The 16,946-nt window shown below is 53.8% G+C and carries 14 protein-coding genes; 9 read left to right on the top strand and 5 right to left on the bottom strand.

The genetic code is table 11. The annotated features are described in order from the left end of the window. Positions 1 to 366: 366 nt before the first annotated feature. Together R3C20_09245 and R3C20_09240 are read right to left on the bottom strand one after the other, a co-directional pair. Positions 367 to 744, bottom strand: a complete 378-nt coding sequence (locus R3C20_09245; protein MEZ6040681.1) for a hypothetical protein — start codon at positions 742 to 744, stop codon at positions 367 to 369. Positions 745 to 1,066: 322 nt separating this feature from the next. Next, positions 1,067 to 2,962 carry a trypsin-like peptidase domain-containing protein gene (locus tag R3C20_09240; protein MEZ6040680.1) on the bottom strand — a complete coding sequence of 632 codons (1,896 nt, stop codon included), beginning with the start codon at positions 2,960 to 2,962 and terminating at the stop codon, positions 1,067 to 1,069. Between the two features lie 516 nt (positions 2,963 to 3,478). Between R3C20_09240 and R3C20_09235 the strand changes: the two genes are divergently transcribed. The 4 genes from R3C20_09235 to R3C20_09220 all read left to right on the top strand — a co-directional run bounded on the left by R3C20_09235 (position 3,479) and on the right by R3C20_09220 (position 8,605). Continuing rightward, entirely contained in the window at positions 3,479 to 4,390 is a 912-nt protein-coding gene (locus R3C20_09235) for an inositol monophosphatase family protein (GenBank protein ID MEZ6040679.1), read from the top strand. 95 nt (positions 4,391 to 4,485) lie between these two features. After that, positions 4,486 to 5,790: a DUF1552 domain-containing protein gene (locus R3C20_09230; GenBank protein ID MEZ6040678.1), complete on the top strand. Its 1,305-nt coding sequence runs from the start codon at positions 4,486 to 4,488 to the stop codon at positions 5,788 to 5,790. 18 nt (positions 5,791 to 5,808) lie between these two features. Then, a complete protein-coding gene (locus R3C20_09225) occupies positions 5,809 to 6,051 on the top strand; it encodes a hypothetical protein (protein ID MEZ6040677.1) in 243 nt (80 codons plus the stop codon). Continuing rightward, positions 6,017 to 8,605: a PAS domain S-box protein gene (locus R3C20_09220; protein ID MEZ6040676.1), complete on the top strand. Its 2,589-nt coding sequence runs from the start codon at positions 6,017 to 6,019 to the stop codon at positions 8,603 to 8,605. Before R3C20_09225 ends, R3C20_09220 begins: the two co-directional genes overlap by 35 nt. A gap of 166 nt (positions 8,606 to 8,771) precedes the next feature. On the opposite strand, the gene R3C20_09215 is transcribed toward R3C20_09220, so the two are convergent. The 3 genes from R3C20_09215 to R3C20_09205 all read right to left on the bottom strand — a co-directional run bounded on the left by R3C20_09215 (position 8,772) and on the right by R3C20_09205 (position 12,709). Further along, positions 8,772 to 9,809: a galactitol-1-phosphate 5-dehydrogenase gene (locus tag R3C20_09215; protein MEZ6040675.1), complete on the bottom strand. Its 1,038-nt coding sequence runs from the start codon at positions 9,807 to 9,809 to the stop codon at positions 8,772 to 8,774. 121 nt (positions 9,810 to 9,930) lie between these two features. Then, complete coding sequence (thrC, locus tag R3C20_09210) at positions 9,931 to 11,322, bottom strand: threonine synthase (GenBank protein MEZ6040674.1); 1,392 nt, start codon at positions 11,320 to 11,322, stop codon at positions 9,931 to 9,933. Positions 11,323 to 11,398: 76 nt separating this feature from the next. Continuing rightward, complete coding sequence (locus R3C20_09205) at positions 11,399 to 12,709, bottom strand: citrate/2-methylcitrate synthase (GenBank protein ID MEZ6040673.1); 1,311 nt, start codon at positions 12,707 to 12,709, stop codon at positions 11,399 to 11,401. Positions 12,710 to 13,013: 304 nt separating this feature from the next. Here R3C20_09205 and R3C20_09200 point away from each other — a divergent pair, with 304 nt between their 5' ends. The 5 genes from R3C20_09200 to R3C20_09180 all read left to right on the top strand — a co-directional run bounded on the left by R3C20_09200 (position 13,014) and on the right by R3C20_09180 (position 16,828). Next, positions 13,014 to 13,808: a DeoR/GlpR family DNA-binding transcription regulator gene (locus R3C20_09200; protein ID MEZ6040672.1), complete on the top strand. Its 795-nt coding sequence runs from the start codon at positions 13,014 to 13,016 to the stop codon at positions 13,806 to 13,808. 209 nt (positions 13,809 to 14,017) lie between these two features. Further along, a complete protein-coding gene (pduL, locus tag R3C20_09195) occupies positions 14,018 to 14,773 on the top strand; it encodes a phosphate propanoyltransferase (protein ID MEZ6040671.1) in 756 nt (251 codons plus the stop codon). 145 nt (positions 14,774 to 14,918) lie between these two features. Beyond that, positions 14,919 to 15,191, top strand: a complete 273-nt coding sequence (locus tag R3C20_09190) for a BMC domain-containing protein (GenBank protein MEZ6040670.1) — start codon at positions 14,919 to 14,921, stop codon at positions 15,189 to 15,191. Positions 15,192 to 15,280: 89 nt separating this feature from the next. After that, positions 15,281 to 15,547: a BMC domain-containing protein gene (locus R3C20_09185; protein MEZ6040669.1), complete on the top strand. Its 267-nt coding sequence runs from the start codon at positions 15,281 to 15,283 to the stop codon at positions 15,545 to 15,547. A 93-nt stretch (positions 15,548 to 15,640) separates the two neighbouring features. Then, positions 15,641 to 16,828 carry an acetate/propionate family kinase gene (locus tag R3C20_09180; protein ID MEZ6040668.1) on the top strand — a complete coding sequence of 396 codons (1,188 nt, stop codon included), beginning with the start codon at positions 15,641 to 15,643 and terminating at the stop codon, positions 16,826 to 16,828. The last annotated feature ends 118 nt before the right edge of the window (positions 16,829 to 16,946 follow it).

Here is a 16,946-nt window from a genome sequence, read left to right as displayed (position 1 = left end):
GAGCTCGAACCTCAGAAGCAATAGCTGCAGGCGGACCACGTGTTGAACAAGAGTCGTCGGGCCTTTCGTCGGAAAAAACAGCGACCGTGGTCATCACCATCCTTCGCGACGCAGGCTCAGATCGATTCACTGGTGATGAATTGGAATGATGCTGTGTGGCTTGCATCACTGGCAACAAGATCGACGAATCTTGCTGCGGCAATGGGAGCCGTCGTTCCGGTCGTTGATTCTGTCCTGTCCAGGTGGAATTGCTGGCAGGAACGTGAGAGCCAGTTTGCATCGAGGGCAGAACTGTCAAATTGTGACTGCGAATTTTTGCCTCCCGGCCAGGGCGATCCCCAACCGGGACTTGCATAACATCAACGGCTACGGCTGTGGGTATCCGTATTGCGGAGCGGTATAGGCGGCACGATATCTTCTGATCGGAGATTGAATCACAGGCTCCGTCAATTGCTGTGGGTATTCCGTCCGAATCCTCACGTCTGTGATGATCCATTCCCAACTGAGGCCAAGGATGCTGTTGAGTTCTCCGGATTCCATTGCAATTTCGAACAATGTCAGGACAAGCTCGGCTTCGTCTGGATCTGTCGTCGTATATTGCGTGGACCAGCCGCCGGACCCTATCCGCCAGTGTTCGATTCGGACCTCGACATGGTAGGTATTGGAAAGCGTAGCAAATTCCTGAGCCTGCAATGGTGCGGAACAGGCAACGATTGTAAGAGCTGCTAATCGTAGGATCCACATGATGATGTCCCTTTCGATGGTAGAGGGGCCGTTCAAACGCGACGTTTGAACGCGGGGATGAGTGACCCGAGTACACGTTTGCATTCGGGCTCTACCACGTTAAAGCGAATTTCTGTCGGCGGTGTTACCAAAGAAATCTGATTTGCTTGCCCTTAACGTTAAGCTCAAAAGGGCATCGCCGTTGAAGTCGGCTGAACATCTTTCTGAATGGATACACTTCAGCACGACAGCAGTCGCTGCGCAAGGTCGTTACACACATGAAGTGCAGGCAGGGATGCGATGGAGGGGACCGTGCATAATCCGGCTCTCTCCGAGCAGGAGACTACTCGGAGCTTTTCTGGGCTTTTGCGATTTCAACACGCAGATTTCGGAAGTACTTCTCTATGTTCTTTTTCAGGTTGGAGGGCAACACTCCGGAGAACAGGGCCTGATCGCTGATACCGCCAACTTCTTCGGTTTGTTCCCAAATCATCACCAGTTGCTCCTGCCCTGCCACACGTTGCTCCACCAGCAGTTGTGACTTGAGAATCAAACGACTTCCGGTGCCTGCCGATTGTTGGTTGACCATAATCAGAAGCATCGCATTTGCGGCGACGGATTCTCTGAGTCCGGCTTTCGACAGCGCATCGCGAGCTTCTGAGTTCACGTGTGTCAGCACTGTTCCCAACACATCGTAAGATTTCGCAACCCGCAGCACCCGAAACGTCTTCAGCGACTTCATGAGCTGAAGGGCACGTTCGGTACCAACAGCGTCGACGAGTTCTCCATTTTCAGATGGTTCGGCCACATGTCCCCGAACTGGTGCACTCGTGGGTGAGACCGGCATCGGTGAGCTCAGCATTTGAAACATTCCCTGCCGGATATCTTCAGCGGAGATGCCAAAATTCAGGTTCTGCCCAACGACCATTGTGATGGTATTGATTGCCACGACATCGCCGAATCGATCAACCAGCGGGCCGCCGCTGTTTCCGGGTGAAATCGGGGACGTCGTTTGAATCCACGTCCCTTCGTGATCATCAAAACCGATGGATTCTTTCAGTTCTGCCGCAAGGCGAACAGCGCTGATGATCCCTTCACTGACAGTGAAGTCCAGTCCATAAGGTGCTCCAAGCGCTGCGACACTGGTACCTTGTCGAGGTGCAGACGGAGACAACTGAATTGCCTGAAGTGGATGATTCCCGGCATTCGGGTTGATCTTCAGAATGGCGATGTCTTTCTGCGCGCTGAGGTACAGGAATCCGTCAACAGGAATCTTGTCGCCGTTTTTGAAACACACGATCGCTTTGGTCGCGCCTTCAACGACGTGGTAGTTCGTCACAATAATCCCCGCGGCATCGATTACAAAGCCGCTGCCATGTCCGGAACCCTGGACGGAATCGACATCCACGCGCACCACAGACGGCTGGACTTTCTCGATCAGGTCGGCAAGGTTCAGCTCTCGGCGTTCTGTTTGCGGCTGATTTTCGATCGAGGGCTGGTCAGGAGCCGATGGTTGGCCATCGGTGAATGCGGGAACAGCAGGCATCACAGTCCGGTCTTGTGATTCGAAATCCACGGATGGATTGATCGGTGGAGTGCCTGGGTTTCCGGGTGACGCCGCGATGGCTGTCGAATTGCCTGCAAACGCCGCCCCATCATAGCCGGGATTTGCGACAACTGGCTGATCTGCTGCGGTGACTGCCGGGCCAGGGGCCGGAAACGCCTCCTCGATAGTCCCGTTTCCAGCCACGGTTGATGGCTCTCGATCGTTTGGTTCCTGATGTGCCGTGTTTGCTTCCGCCATTGCCGGGTTGTCATGCAGGCCGTCGTCTACGCTCGGATTTCCGTCTGCAATCGGATCGTCAGAAGCATTGCCACTTTGCCCCAGCATGTAGCCCGCAATCAGGACCAGGCCCAGCAGTACCACACCTGCCGCAGTCAACATGATCGTTCGCTGGTTGCTCATCTGGCGGTATCGGGATGGATCCGGCCTGACGCGATCCGGCGGACGCTGAACGGACCTCACAGGCGCTGACGCCGAACGCATTGGCTGGCTCAGTCGAACTGACGGAACTTCCTGCGACGTCCGTTCCTCGGATTTGACGCCGCGGGCAGGGGAGCCAATTTTGGGCACGGCGACAGCGATGCGACATTCCGGGCACCGAATAAGTTTGCCCGCATATTCATCGTTGACGTGAAATCTGTAGTGGCAACTTCGGCAGTTAACTTCAACGGTCATATGGAAGATCCGAGTTCATCGTGCAAAGTCAGCTTCATGGTCGATCGGCTGGTTGTATGGTCATTTCCGAAGCGTTTGGGGGAACTCAGTCGTTTGGTTGCGGTTTCGAGACTCACCAGGGTTCAGCTCTGGCCTGACAGTTTTCCTGCTGGTTTGCAGGGATACACTTTCTGAAGACGCATCCACCGGCAAGTCAGGGAAGTCCTGCTGAAATACATGGTTCCCGCGTTCGCATTTTAGCCATGAGGGACATTATTATCCATATTACGAGCGTTGCAATTGCTTTAAGGCAAATCGGCAAATCCCCCTGGTTTTGTGACGGTTTGTCTCGGAAGCCCCTCGAAGCAGGGATTTGGCCGGCCGATTTGGCAGAAAGCTCGGATTTCATCGTTGAGGCCTCCTGCGAGGGATTCTTCAACTTTGAAAATTGCGCCGACCGGGATGCGAAATCATGAATGACCTGACACACTCCATTCCGGGTGAACCACGCAGACTCCATAGAATCCAAAGCCTCCCATGACATCTGAAATCACAATTGCACTGGATGCTGCTCGACAGGGTGGCCAGATCCTCGCCGACTATTTCTACAATGGCGTCACGATGCGTAACAAAGGCGTTGCGGATCTTGTTTCTGATGCGGACGTCAATGCCGAGCGGAAGATAGTCGAAGTCATTCGCAGTCACTTTCCAACACACAGCCTGTTAGGTGAAGAGGAAACCAGCGGTGATACGACTGCCGAACATTTGTGGATCATCGACCCGCTCGATGGAACCACAAATTTCGCCCATCATATCCCGCACTTTGCTGTTTCCATTGCCTACTATCGCCAACAAAAACCTGTTTGCGGCGTCATCTGGAATCCAATTCGCGAAGATCTCTTTCTTGCCGAATCAGGCAACGGCGCAACATGGAATGGCAAGGCTATTCATGTTGGATTGCAACAATCGATGTCTGATTCATTGATTGGAATTGGTTTCTACTATGATCGGGGAGCGATGATGGAGGCGACGCTTGCAGCAGTTGAGGATTGCTTCCGGCAGCAGATTCACGGAGTCCGTCGGTTCGGGACAGCGTCTCTGGATTTGGCGCAGGTTGCGATGGGCTGCTACGGCGCTTATTTCGAATATCAGCTGTCTCCATGGGACTTCGCTGCTGGTCGGCTTCTGGTCGAAGAAGCGGGCGGCAAAGTGACGACGTGCCGCGGTGAGGAGTTGCCGTTCAGGAAAACCAGCGTTCTTGCATCCAACGGCCTGTTGCATGCCCCCGTTCTGGCGATCGCGGCAAAACACCTGCCGGAAGCTACCACTACGACAGATAACCTGCAGCTCCAGATCGGATCTGCTTCTGGCTGTACCTTCCATCAGCTTCCTGCATTTCACCATAACGGACATCACAATGGGATAGAACTCCTGCGCCAGCATCGATAGAGTAGGCTCGAAGGTCCCGCCCGTGTTTCCGCCAGATTCAAGTATTCCCACCTGATCGACCAGAGTCGTGCAATTGCATTCAGAGGAGTGAAACCATGCCACATCTGTTTTCCCGTCGCAGAATGCTGCGTGGCCTGGGCGTCACCATGGCATTACCCTGGTTTGAGTCGATGAGTGTATGGGGGGATCAGTCTGCCCAATCCAGGAATCCCGGTAGTTCTGCTCCGGTCCGAACAGCCATTCTATTCGCCGGCAATGGATTCCATGGACGTGAATGGTGGGCTGAACCGGATGGCGAATCGCTGAAACTGGGGAAGGTTCTGGAACCACTGCAACCGTTCCGAGAACGGATGCTTTTCATTAAAGGGCTCTATAACGCGGAGGCCCTGAAAGGGAACATTCACAGTTCTCAAACGGGTAACCTGTTGTCGGGGGCTCCTCTGGCCGCTGGCGGAGAAATCAGATCGGGTACAAGTGTTGATCAGGTAATTGCGCAGAATTTTGGTCATACGACGAAGGTGCCAAGTCTTGTGCTGGGATGCGAGAAAGCCAATCCCTCCGTTCACAAGAACTATTCCATGCTTTACAGCTCGCACATTTCCTGGTCGTCGCCGACTTCTCCAACTCCGCTGGAGGTTTATCCTGCTCTGGCCTTCGATCGATTGTTTAAAGACGACGTGCGTCGGGGGGATAAAAGCGTTTTGGATGCTGTCCTTGCAGACGCACAGGATCTACGGCGTACGATCAGCGCGTCCGACCAGCGCAAACTGGATGAGTATCTCGAATCGGTTCGGGAGGTCGAAGTACGAATTGAACAATCGGGAAAACGCGGTGAGCTGCAGGGATGGCGGCCGACTCTTAGTGGCCCCAACATGCCGCGGCCTGCAGATGGGATTCCTCAGGACATCGCAGAACACATGAAGCTTATGTGCGACATCCTTGTCCTTGCGTTTCAAACCGACGCGACTCGCGTGTGCACATTGAAGCTGAATAATGACCATTCGTCACTGCGTTTTCCAAATCTGGGTGTGGACTACATGATCCACCATCTGCTTTCGCACTCCGATACCGACGACTGGCTGAAAGTGAATCAGTTCTTCCTGCAGCAGCTGTCGTATATTGCCGGCAAGCTCGATCGGATTCAGGAAGGCGAACGATCGGCTTTGGATAATTCGATGCTGCTGATGTGCTCCAGCATGATGAATGGTGGGCACGACGCGACGCAGCTTCCCGTTGTCCTGGTTGGGGGTGGAGGCGGCCAGATTCAGGGAGGTCGGGTTCTGAATTATCGGGAGCAGGAGAACCGACAAATGTGCCGGCTTTACCTGTCAATGCTACAGAAAACGGGGTTAAAGCTTTCATCGTTTGGTGACGCTTCAGAACCACTGGCGGAGGTTTGATGTGCGAGGTCCGGTTCCGTGACTCATCGTGCGATCGCTCTTTCCGGACTGGTCTCTTATGGCTCTGTCAATTCCGGGGCACAGCGTGTCAGCCTCCCCATGATTCATCCGCACCTGTCGCGAGATTCAGGAAATTGTTATCCGGAGCAGAAACGCACTGCATTTGAACGATTGCGTTTTACACCTGCCGCACGAAAAGTCGAGGATACATCGCAGGACGATTTCGATGCAGACACAACAAGACCATCGCGAAAACGCTGAATCTAGGCGGGCCATTCCCTTGTTGATGCCTGCCAGGGTGCCCGTTCAGATCGTCATCTACTACCTTCTTTTTGGATTTATGTGGATTCTGTTTTCTGATCTGACACTTGTGCTTTCCGATCTCGCGAGTATTCAAACCTTCCTTTACAGCTCAACAAAGGGTTTCCTGTACGTCACTTTGTCCGGCGGACTCATTTACTGGCTTCTTGTGAGGCACGTCAGTCAGACGGAGAAGGTGAACTCGCTTCTGCGAGCAGTGATTAACAATACGACCGACGTTATTTTTGCCAAGGACCTGAACGGACGCTACATATTATTTAACTCCGCCGCTTTGGAGGTTGTTGGCAGGACGGCAGAAGATGCGTTTGGCCAGAAGGACGTGGACTTTTTTGGGCAGGCTACCGCAGCCAAAATGGAGGCGGTTGACTTGAAGGTCATAGAAACGGGTGAAGCCCAGACCTCTGAAGTTGTGCTCAATACTGCCTACGGTGTGCGCACTTTTCACGCGATCAAATCTGCGTACCGGACGGTTGATGGAAGAATCGCGGGTGTTGTTGGGGTGTCTCGCGACATCACTGAGTCCACCCGGATTCTGCAGCAACTGCAGTGCAGCGAACGCAGACTTCGACTGGCGACGAATGCTGCCATCGGCGGTACCTGGGACTGGGATTTAACAAGTGGCATTGCCTGGTGGTCGCCCGAAATGTACGAACTCTGGAATGTGGATCCCGAGACTGTCATGGTCTATGAGAATTCAATTGCCATCGTTCACCCGGATGATCGGGAAATGCTTGAGAACGCGTTTACGCAGTCCATTGAATCGCACCAGGAGTTTGAAGCCGAATTTCGAATCAACCACGCAATTCACGGTGTCCGCTGGATGATGTCGCGTGGGCAAAACATTGTGGATGATGACGGAAAGGCAAGGCTGATTGGAATCACGATCGACATTACCAACCGCAAATGCACGGAGCTTGAGCTTGCAAGGCGTGAGGAGTACTCGAAGGCGATTCTGTCTTCTTCTCCCAATGGCCTCTACGTCTACGACGTTCCTTCCAAATCGATGACTTACGTCAATCCCGTCTTCGCGCAGATTACCGGATTTGATGTTGATGCCCCCTCAGGTCTGGCACTGAAAAGATTTCGACAACAGGTGCATCCGGATGACGTCGCTCAACTGAAAGCATACTGGCAACGTCGAATTGAATCATCAGACAGCGAAGTTTACGAGTACGAGTATCGTCTGCAGACAGGGGATGGCCGGTGGATTTGGTGTCTTTCCAGAGAGACCATTCTCTACAGGGAGGCAGACGGCAGGCCACGTCAGATCATTGGCTGGTTGCTGGATATGACGGCTCGAAAGCAACTGGAAGCGGATCTGGTGCAATCGCAGAAGATGGAGGCCATCGGACGTCTGGCCGGAGGAGTAGCACACGATTTCAACAATCTGCTGACTGTTATTAACGGATTCAGTGAACTATTGCTGTCAACGCTGGAAGAAGACAATGCTGCAATCGAACACAATGCTGCAATCGAACACAATGCTGCAATCGAACACGTCCATGCCATCAATGAAGCTGGAACCCGAGCGGCCGCTTTAGTCTCTCAGTTGCTTGTCTTCAGCAGAAAAGCGGTCGTCGAACCTCAGACGATCGACCTGGTCGAATGGGTCTCACGGATCGAAGCGATCATCGTCCGAATCGCCGGTCCTGACATTCATGTCCAATTCGATACTCCTGAGGAATCCTGCTATGTGGATATTGATCCTGTGCAAATGGATCAGGTATTGCTGAATCTTTGCGTCAATGCCCGCGATGCCATGTCGGCCGGCGGAATCCTGAGAGTCCACATTCAAACCTGCGAACTTCCCTCGTCGCTCTTACTGACAACGGGGGAACTTTCCGAAGGTCGATTTGCGACGATAACGGTAGCAGATTCCGGTGTGGGCCTTGATGAAACAAGCAGAGTCCGCCTCTTTGAACCGTTCTATTCTACAAAACCCAGGGGAAAAGGAACGGGGCTTGGACTTTCCGTCGTTCATGGAATCGTCACGCAGGCTGGCGGACAAATCGACGTCCAGAGTGGAACCGCCGGCGCTACGTTTGTTGTCTATTTACCCATATCGACCGGAACTCCCACGTCGTCAACGAAGCCGGAAATGGCTCCACCAACGGCTGGGACGGGCACTATACTGCTGGTTGAAGACGAACCGGCAGTCCAGGACTACTGCCATTATGTGCTTCGACGGCATGGCTATGATGTGCTGACGGCTGCGAATAGTGCGGAGGCCATTTCCCTGATGTCCGAAGGCAAGCAGGATATTTGTCTTCTCGTCACCGACTTAAGTATGCCGGATATTGATGGCCGCGAACTCGCCAGGCAACTTCGGAAACGACAGCCTGAACTACCAGTACTTTTTGTGAGCGGATACGCCGAAAACCAACCCGAGAGTAGTGATATGAAGGGAAAAAAAGAAGCGTTCCTCTCCAAGCCATTCCCGGCCAATGCGTTGACCACCAAAATTCGCCACCTCATGGAGCAACCAACCAACTGATGATTGCTCGCACTGGAGCGTCCGCCTCAGATCTTGTCATTCCGGGTCTCGCTGATCCGCCGCCGGAGAGCTGCAACCATGATAATGAGGCGAACTGCACCAGGATCAAAACACCACACGATCCAACACGTGGATGAACGTTCGAGGCTGCTCTTTGAGAAAGTCCTTAGATGGTTGGATCCAGGATCACCTTCATCGCGCCGGCTTCGCCTGCATAGAGCCGTTCAAACCATTTGGGACCGTCATTCAGTGATGCTTTGGCAGTGATCAGTGGTTCGACCTGAATCGCTCCGCTTTCCAGCAACGCGATACAGGCCGGGTATTCGCCATTGGAAGCACAGGAGCCATAGACCGTGATTTCCCGAGTCACGATCGATTGCAGAGGCAATTCAACCTTCGGCGACAGATTACCAACCAGCGTGACGGAGCCGCCTTTTCGGACGGAGTCAACGGCCGTCCGGATTGGTGCTGTTGCCCCAACAACTTCAATCGCCACATCGGCCCCGCGGCCTCCAGTCAGCTTGCGCACTTCCTCTGCCACATCACAGGCATCGGCCTTCAGTCCCGCATTCGCACCAAGTTTTCTGGCAACATCCAGCCGACTTTGTTCGAGGTCGACAGCAATGATTTGCGAACAGCCGGCCAGTCGCATTGTCTGGACGACCAGCAATCCGATCATCCCGCTTCCAACAATGACCGCTGTATCGCCCAGCTTTACCGGAGTCCGATTCGCCGCGTGGACGGCCACGGAGACCGCTTCGATCATTGCCGCGTGTTCGAACGGAAGCGATTGGGGAATCGCAAAGCAAATGTGCTGCGGAACCGCCACGTATTCAGCAAACGCTCCGTGACGCCGGTAATCCCCACAGGAAACACCGAGCACCATTCGATTGTCACACAGGTTTGCAAATCCATCGCGACAGAATCGGCAACTGCCGCACGACACCATTGAATCAAACGTGATATGGTCACCAGGCTGAAATTTATGGACCGCGCTGCCAACCTCGGCCACGACGCCGGCGGCTTCATGGCCCATGACAAGCGGCGGAATCCGTCGACCTGTGCTTCCATCGTAACCATGAATATCACTTCCACAAATGCCACAGGCTCGCACCTGAACGAGCACGTCGTTGGGTCCGATTTCCGGTTTATCAAATTCAACGACCTGAAGCTTCTTATATTCAGACAGCAACATTGCTTTCATGGGATTCTCCGAGGAGGGCGACGGGGACTTTGATGAGTTTCCCCAGCAGGAATTCTTATGACAATCTGCAGAAAACCGTACGACAGGATGCCGGGGAATTACTCCCACGCATGACCTTCCGTCAGGCGGACATTCCCAGCGCTGACAGTATTGCGTGTTCGTTGTTATCAACAACAACGGGCGAATTTGCAAATGGCATCGACGTGACACCGGCAGGTATCAGTTTTTTTGCGTGGAGTTCTGAGTTGCCGGAGTGATAGGCGACCGTCAGATCCGGGTCCTTCAACTGATGGCCCGTCAACACGCAGGCCACCCGATCGCTGGCAGAAATGAGACCTTCTTCACGCAGAAGCTTCAGTCCCGCGATTGTTGCTCCACTGGCGGGTTCACATCCAAATCCCGTGGCGGCAATCATCGCCCTCGCGTCGACGATTGCCTGATCAGGTACGCTGCGAACAACACCGTTACAAACATCGATGGCACGCAGAGCTTTTTCCAGATTCACAGGACGGTTGATTTCAATCGCACTGGCGAGGGTATTGGCACGGTGACCGCTGGCGTCCATTTCGGCATAGAAACCACCAATGTCCTTCTGGTCTGTGCGCCCGTTATTCCATGTCAGTGAATGCTGATTCACAAGTTCATCCAGAGTACTTGCTCCCTGAGCATTGATGATTGCGAGACGCGGAATGCGATCAATCAGACCAAGTTGTTTGAGCTCTGCGAACGCTTTTCCAAAGGCACTGCTGTTGCCCAGGTTGCCTCCGGGGACAACGATCCAGTCGGGCGTCTGCCATCCGAGACCTTCCAGAATTCGATACATGATCGACTTCTGGCCTTCCAGTCGAAATGGATTCACACTGTTGCAGAGGTAGATGGGATGCTTCGCGCAGATTTCCCGAACACGCGCCAGGGCGTCATCAAAATCGCCACGAATCTGAATCGTCCTCGCTCCGTAGTCCAGTGCCTGCGAAAGCTTTCCATAGGCAATTTTTCCACTGCCGACGAAGACGACGCATTCGAAATGCCCGGTGACTCCCGCGTAGATGGCAAGCGAAGCGCTGGTATTCCCCGTTGATGCGCAGGCCGTCATTCGAGCCCCAACCATGCGAGCATGGGTGGAAGCGGCCGTCATTCCATTGTCTTTAAAACTGCCGGACGGATTCAGGCCCTCGTATTGCAGATACAGGCAACCGGCGTCCATGCGACATTGCTTTGCCAGACGGTCATTGCGTTGCAGAAGTGTTTGCCCCTCACCAATGGTCACAATCTGGTCATCAGGGGCGAACGGCAGCAAATCACGGAAACGCCAGACGCCGCTGAAATCAAGCGGATTCAGACGATTGCTCCATCGTTGCTGAAAGACATCCATACTCTTCGGAACCGGCAGCTGGTTCCAGTCGTAATTAATGTCCAGCAGAGAACCGCATTTGGGACAAGCCGTCAGAATCTGCCCAACGTCAAACGTGGACAGGCAATCGGGATGAATACATTGCTGAAAGGCGAAGCTCATGGTTCAGGAATTCGGGCTATGGGTCGTGTCCGCAAATACCTCGCCCATCGTAACGGACGGGGAAGGAGTTCGAAGCTCAGTCGTTTGAAATCGCGGTCGTTTTCGACTGCGCCCCGTATTCAAGAACCGGCAGCAAAGAGACTCCGGCCGACTGTTGTTCAATCGCCTGCGCGGCCCACCCCACGATTCTGGCCATTCCAACCACCAGAGCCTGTCGATCAGCCGGAATATTCAGCAGCGTCATCAGACGTGCAGCAGCCCAGTCTGTGGTTGGAAATAATTCTCGTTTTTCCAGCAACCTTTCCAGCCGGCATGCGGATGCTTCAAGGACAATCCGCCGATGGCTGCCAAGCATGCTCCGGCAGTGTTCGCGCAGGATCTCAGGGCGAGGATCTGAGGTGCGGGCGCCAAACCCAAAAGGCATGGGCTGCCCTTCCCGTTTCCGGAGCCATTCCTCCGCCCCCGCAGGGCCGTCCAGCCCGAGCAAGACATCTGATGCCCAGGCAAAAGGATCATTGCGCAACTGCGAAACAAACATGACTGAAGCCGACTGCATGGCAGCCGTAATATTGCTGACGGTACTTCCTGCAAATCGAGCTGCGAAACATGCGGGCCGCATTTCCGTCAGGCACTCGCAAGCCATCAGTGCATTCATGGCCGCGTCTTCTGTCGGTCCCGGTGGATTCGACTGATCGCGAAGGCAATGCAGCAGTCGACCTGCCCAGGAGAGAGTGACTGCGGAATCGCTGTCAGGCAGACTGCCATCGACCAGTGGTTTCCCGAGACCTGCAGCCAGAGCCACCGGGAGTTGCGCCAGCAGGCGCCAGACTCTTGACCGCGTTGCTTCCTGGCACTGATCGTGGGGCGTGGGATCGAAGAACGAAAGGATCGAGACACACAAAGGAAGCAGGTCCAGTGGGCGAGTGCTCAGAGGAATTCGCTCCAGCATTTCGGCCGCCGTGCAATCAATCACGGCTGCGTCTGCCACGATCGCCTGCAGGTCTGCCAGCTGATCCTCCGACGGGAGTTCGCCTGACAGAAGAAGCCATGCGATCGATTCGAAACCGTGCTGTTCAACAAGCAACGGTATGTCTTCGCCGCAATACTGAGCGGATTCGCGGTGAAATGAAATCAAATCCGTTGTACCGCAGATAATTCCACTGAGCCCATGGCCGGGCAGTGGTTCGCGGGAGTGCAGATCATGCACCAGTCTGCGTAATCCGTGCACCAGATGCTGCGATGGCAGGCGACTGTTTTCCATACCGACAGATTCCTTTCCCGGGTATCCATACCCTGCGAGTCGTTGGCATAACGGAACCAGCAAAGCCTTCGCATCTGACAGGAATCCTTCGCGAAGGAAGAAAGGGGCTGGTTGCCACTCAGCCATCTTGATCGATGCAATGTGAAATTTCCAGCAACCAGTTGATGTCAATCTTCAGAACCAATCAGTCCACAATCCAGTTCCCCCGGGACCCATTGCCGAATGAATGGTCATCCATCAATTTCACTTCGCCGCAGATCTGTTCGTCAATGCGGAATAGGGTGATGGTGACGGATAGGGGCTATGGTGTTGTTTGGCAATTTGAGATAAGTTCAGTCAAAATCTGTCAAAATGCAATCATATACTTGCATTTGGATGATTGTTGATGGATGATTGTGCGTACTTATTGAGCATATCTGAAAGTGATTGAATGCTTCTGGAAGAACGACGATCCAAAATACTCCGAATTACCGAGGAGCTCGGGTTTGTCTCATTGCAGCATCTGGTTGCTGAGATCGGGGCGAGTGAATCCACAATTCGGCGGGATCTGGAGTACCTGGAGGCCCAGGACCAGATTCAGCGGACCCGGGGAGGGGCTTCTTACGCGGGGGAGTCGATCGCGGATTTCGATTCGCGGCGAGTCCGTGCGTCCCGGCAGAAAAAACGAATTGCTCAGCACACGGTGGACATGATTAGTCCGGGGGAAACCATTCTTCTGGACGGTGGGACAACAACGCTTGAAGTGGCTCGTTATCTGACCGGCAAGCCGCTGCAGGTGCTCACGAATTCGATGCCTATCGCGTCGCTGCTGATGAATCGCCCTGAGATCGAGTTGATTTTTATTGGCGGATATTTGTACCCGAAAACAGGTGTGGCCCTGGGAGAACTTGCTGTGGCCGCGCTGAAGACTGTTCATGCCGGTCGACTGGTGATGGGGACCGGAGGGATTACGGCGGAAGGACTCTTCAACAGTAACGCTCTGCTTGTCGAAACCGAACGTCAAATGATAAAGGCTGCGGATCGGGTAACTCTTGTGGCTGACAGCAGTAAGTTCGGTCAGCGAGCTTTATCACACCTCTGCCCATTGGATGCGGTTCACGACGTCGTGACTGACGATGGTATCTCTGACGAATGGAGACAGACACTGGGGGCGCGGGGTATACGCCTGGAGTTTGTGGAAGCTGGTGCATCACCGCTGGTCGCTGGGCTGCCGTCGGATGACTGATGGCGTCGAGCTGCAGTCGCCAGCGGAATCAACTTTTCGAAAATCTTCGGAAAGACAACGCCGGTCGGAAGTGCGTCTGAATTTGAATCCCGAAGCAGCTGAAAGTCATCAGGAAGAACCGCGAGGATTGCGGTTCATTTATCTCACGGACGATGGTCTGAACATAGCGATTGCCGACGTTTGTCTCGTCGCCGGAGTGAGAGTCTTCTGTGAGTACAGCAACACTCGATCGATCTGAAATTGAACGTATTGTTCGTGGAGTTCTCGGTCGCCAGCTGAACAGCGCTTTGGCACCTGCCAGCGGTATTCCCGTGATGCGATCTGAGACCGTATCGGCATCGGCTGAGCCCGTGCCGGTTGCGGGACGCAGTCCTCTGGTTGTTAACATCTCCGCGCGACACGTGCACCTGACTCAGGAGCATGTCGAAATTCTGTTTGGTCGCGGCGCGACTCTGACCCCGGAAAAGGATCTCTACCAGGACGGTTATTACGCTGCTGCGGAAACCGTGGCGGTGGTGGGTCCCAGACGGCGCATGCTTCCGAATGTTCGCGTGCTCGGCCCCTGTCGCGGTGATTCACAGGTGGAGCTTGCCTTTACGGATGGCATTTCGCTGGGCATTGACCTTCCCGTTCGGATCAGCGGTAACGTTCAGGGGACACCGGGGTGTGTTCTTGTTGGGCCGAAAGGCGTCGTGGAACTGGCTCAGGGCGTGATTCGAGCAGCCCGCCACGTTCACATGAACCCGGATGATCTGACATATTACGGCGTGGCAGACGGCGAAAAGATGAATCTTCGCATTGAATCACCCGGGTGCACGACCGTTCTTGAAGATCTGGTCGTTCGAGCAGGCAAAGGTATCAAGCTGGAAGTTCATCTGGATACAGATGAAGGAAATGCGGTCGACCTGGATCACGCGACCAAAGTGGAATTGCTGAAGGCAGAGCCTTGCAAGTGTAAACATTGAGAGAGTCTTTGATGTTCAGCTTCCGGCATACCGAAGACAACGTTTCTGTCAACGACTGCTGAAAGCTGCACGTGGGATTCTGAGAGCTGAAACTTCACTTTTTTGAAAGACGAATCGAATGGCAAAATCTACGGAAGCACTAGGAATGATTGAAACGAAAGGCTTCGTCTGCATGCTCGAAGCAATCGATTCAATGCTAAAGGCCGCCAACGTTGAATTGGTATCCTGGGACAAGATCGGAAGCGGTTTCGTCAGTGCGTTTATTGTGGGTGACGTGGCTGCAGTAAAGGCTGCGATCGATGCCGGAGCGGCAGCAGCGTCTCGCCTCGGTCAGGTCGTCAGCGTTGAAGTAATTCCTCGCCCACACGAAGAACTCACTGCCATTTTGCCGAAGGCCAAAGCGCCTGCGAAGAAATAGAACCTGTTTGTTTTCCGAGCGTGGTGGACTGGAAGCTCGGAGTCAGCATGAACTCGATTCAACTTAGTCTCTTTTCGGATTCAACGAACATGAACGAAGCTATTGGAATGATTGAAACCAAAGGGTTGGTTGCCGCTGTGCAGGCGTCAGACGCAATGCTCAAAGCAGCCAACGTCACTCTGGTCAAACAACTGAATATTGGCGCTGCCTTTGTGACCACAATTATCAAGGGTGATGTGGGATCCGTCCGCGCCGCCGTTGATGCCGGTGCCGCTGCAGCATCGCAGTCCGGTGAGCTGATCGCAGCCCATCTGATTCCGCGTCCGGAACAATCTCTGCTCGATTCGGTGCTGTAGCAGGGCCAGCCGTTTCGGGATTCGGAATGAATTTCGACCAGAGCGGGTTCTGACGAACGCGTGTACTGAGCAGTGAGACAGGATTTTGGACGCATGAAGGTATTGGTCGCTAACCTGGGTTCTACCAGCTTCAAATATCGTCTTTTCGATTTGTCGAATGAGACGCAGCTTGCGCGGGGCGGCATTGACCGAATTGGTCAGCCGGAAAGTGCGTGTTCGGTGGAGATTGGTGACCACAAGGCGCAGACTCAGCAGTGTATTCCGGATCATGCAGCAGCCGTTGGCATTTGTCTGCAGCAGCTGACCGATTCGGAAAACGGATGTTTGAAGTCTGTTGATGAAGTTGCTGGTATCGGTTTCAAAGCCGTATTTGCCGGCAGTCTGAGCGGCGTAAGGATCGTAAACGAAGAGTTGTTGCAGAAGATGGAAGCACTGTCTGACATTGCTCCTGCACACAACCCTCCTTATGTGAAAGCGATGCGACAACTTCAGAAAGCCTTCCCTGGTATACCACTGGTGGCTGCTCTGGAGACGGGATTTCACGAAACGATTCCATTCGAACATCGCGCTTATGCGGTGCCTTATGAATGGTACACGGATTTTGAGATTCGCCGATGGGGATTTCACGGTGCCAGTCATCGTTTCATCGCCGGCCGCATTGCAGAGCTTTTGAATCGAGATGATTTGAAAGTGATTAGCTGTCACCTGGGGGGCAGCGCTTCGGTTTGTGCGATTCGGAATGGCGAGAGTATTGCCGCGTCGATGGGGATGAGTCCACAGGGAGGGCTGCCGAACAATAATCGGGTGGGTGATTTTGACGCCTACGCGATTCCGGTGGTGATGAAGGCAACCGGGCTGACATTCGAACAGGTCCTGGCGGAAATGTCATCGAAGGGCGGGTTGCTTGGGATCAGTGGCCTGAGCGGAGATTGTCGCGATCTGGAAGAGGCTGCCTCAAACGGGCACGAGCGTGCTGAGAAAGCTCTCAGACTTTTTGAAGCTTCGATCAGATTTTACGTCGGCGGTTACATGGCATTGCTTGGTGGTGCAGACGTGATCGTCTTTACCGGAGGCATTGGTGAGAACAGCCAGCGAATTCGAACGAATGTCTGCCGGGAGATGGAGTGGGCAGGTCTTTCGCTCTGTGAGCAAAAGAATTTCGGACGACTGAAGGGTGATGTCTGTATTTCGGTAGAGAACAGTCGCGTTCAGGCGTGGGTGGTTCCAACCAATGAAGAACTGGTGGTTGCTCGTCAAACGGCTGCCGCAATTTGTAATTAGCGTTCGGTGTACAGAATTTGTTTTCGTGGTGAAGTGTTCAGAAAGGACTTTTCAGCCAGACGATCGCCGGATTCGAATCACTGAATTCTGTTTGAAAACGGCACATTGCGAACTGAAA

The sequence above is a fragment of the Planctomycetaceae bacterium genome (assembly GCA_041398825.1).
In the GTDB taxonomy this organism is placed as follows: Bacteria; Planctomycetota; Planctomycetia; order Planctomycetales; family Planctomycetaceae; genus F1-80-MAGs062.
Note: the sequence above shows the minus strand (reverse complement) of the source record. Positions and strands in the feature narration are given on the sequence as shown.

Bases quoted from the DNA above. Each gene is read 5' to 3' on its own strand.
- R3C20_09235 (MEZ6040679.1), top strand. From the start codon at position 3,479: ATGACATCTGAAATCACAATTGCACTGGATGCTGCTCGACAGGGTGGC.
- R3C20_09185 (MEZ6040669.1), top strand. From the start codon at position 15,281: ATGAACGAAGCTATTGGAATGATTGAAACCAAAGGGTTGGTTGCCGCT.
- R3C20_09240 (MEZ6040680.1), bottom strand. From the start codon at position 2,962: ATGACCGTTGAAGTTAACTGCCGAAGTTGCCACTACAGATTTCACGTC.
- R3C20_09200 (MEZ6040672.1), top strand. From the start codon at position 13,014: ATGCTTCTGGAAGAACGACGATCCAAAATACTCCGAATTACCGAGGAG.
- R3C20_09220 (MEZ6040676.1), top strand. From the start codon at position 6,017: ATGCAGACACAACAAGACCATCGCGAAAACGCTGAATCTAGGCGGGCC.
- R3C20_09180 (MEZ6040668.1), top strand. From the start codon at position 15,641: ATGAAGGTATTGGTCGCTAACCTGGGTTCTACCAGCTTCAAATATCGT.
- R3C20_09215 (MEZ6040675.1), bottom strand. From the start codon at position 9,809: ATGAAAGCAATGTTGCTGTCTGAATATAAGAAGCTTCAGGTCGTTGAA.
- R3C20_09230 (MEZ6040678.1), top strand. From the start codon at position 4,486: ATGCCACATCTGTTTTCCCGTCGCAGAATGCTGCGTGGCCTGGGCGTC.
- R3C20_09205 (MEZ6040673.1), bottom strand. From the start codon at position 12,709: ATGGCTGAGTGGCAACCAGCCCCTTTCTTCCTTCGCGAAGGATTCCTG.
- R3C20_09245 (MEZ6040681.1), bottom strand. From the start codon at position 744: ATGTGGATCCTACGATTAGCAGCTCTTACAATCGTTGCCTGTTCCGCA.
- thrC (MEZ6040674.1), bottom strand. From the start codon at position 11,322: ATGAGCTTCGCCTTTCAGCAATGTATTCATCCCGATTGCCTGTCCACG.
- R3C20_09190 (MEZ6040670.1), top strand. From the start codon at position 14,919: ATGATTGAAACGAAAGGCTTCGTCTGCATGCTCGAAGCAATCGATTCA.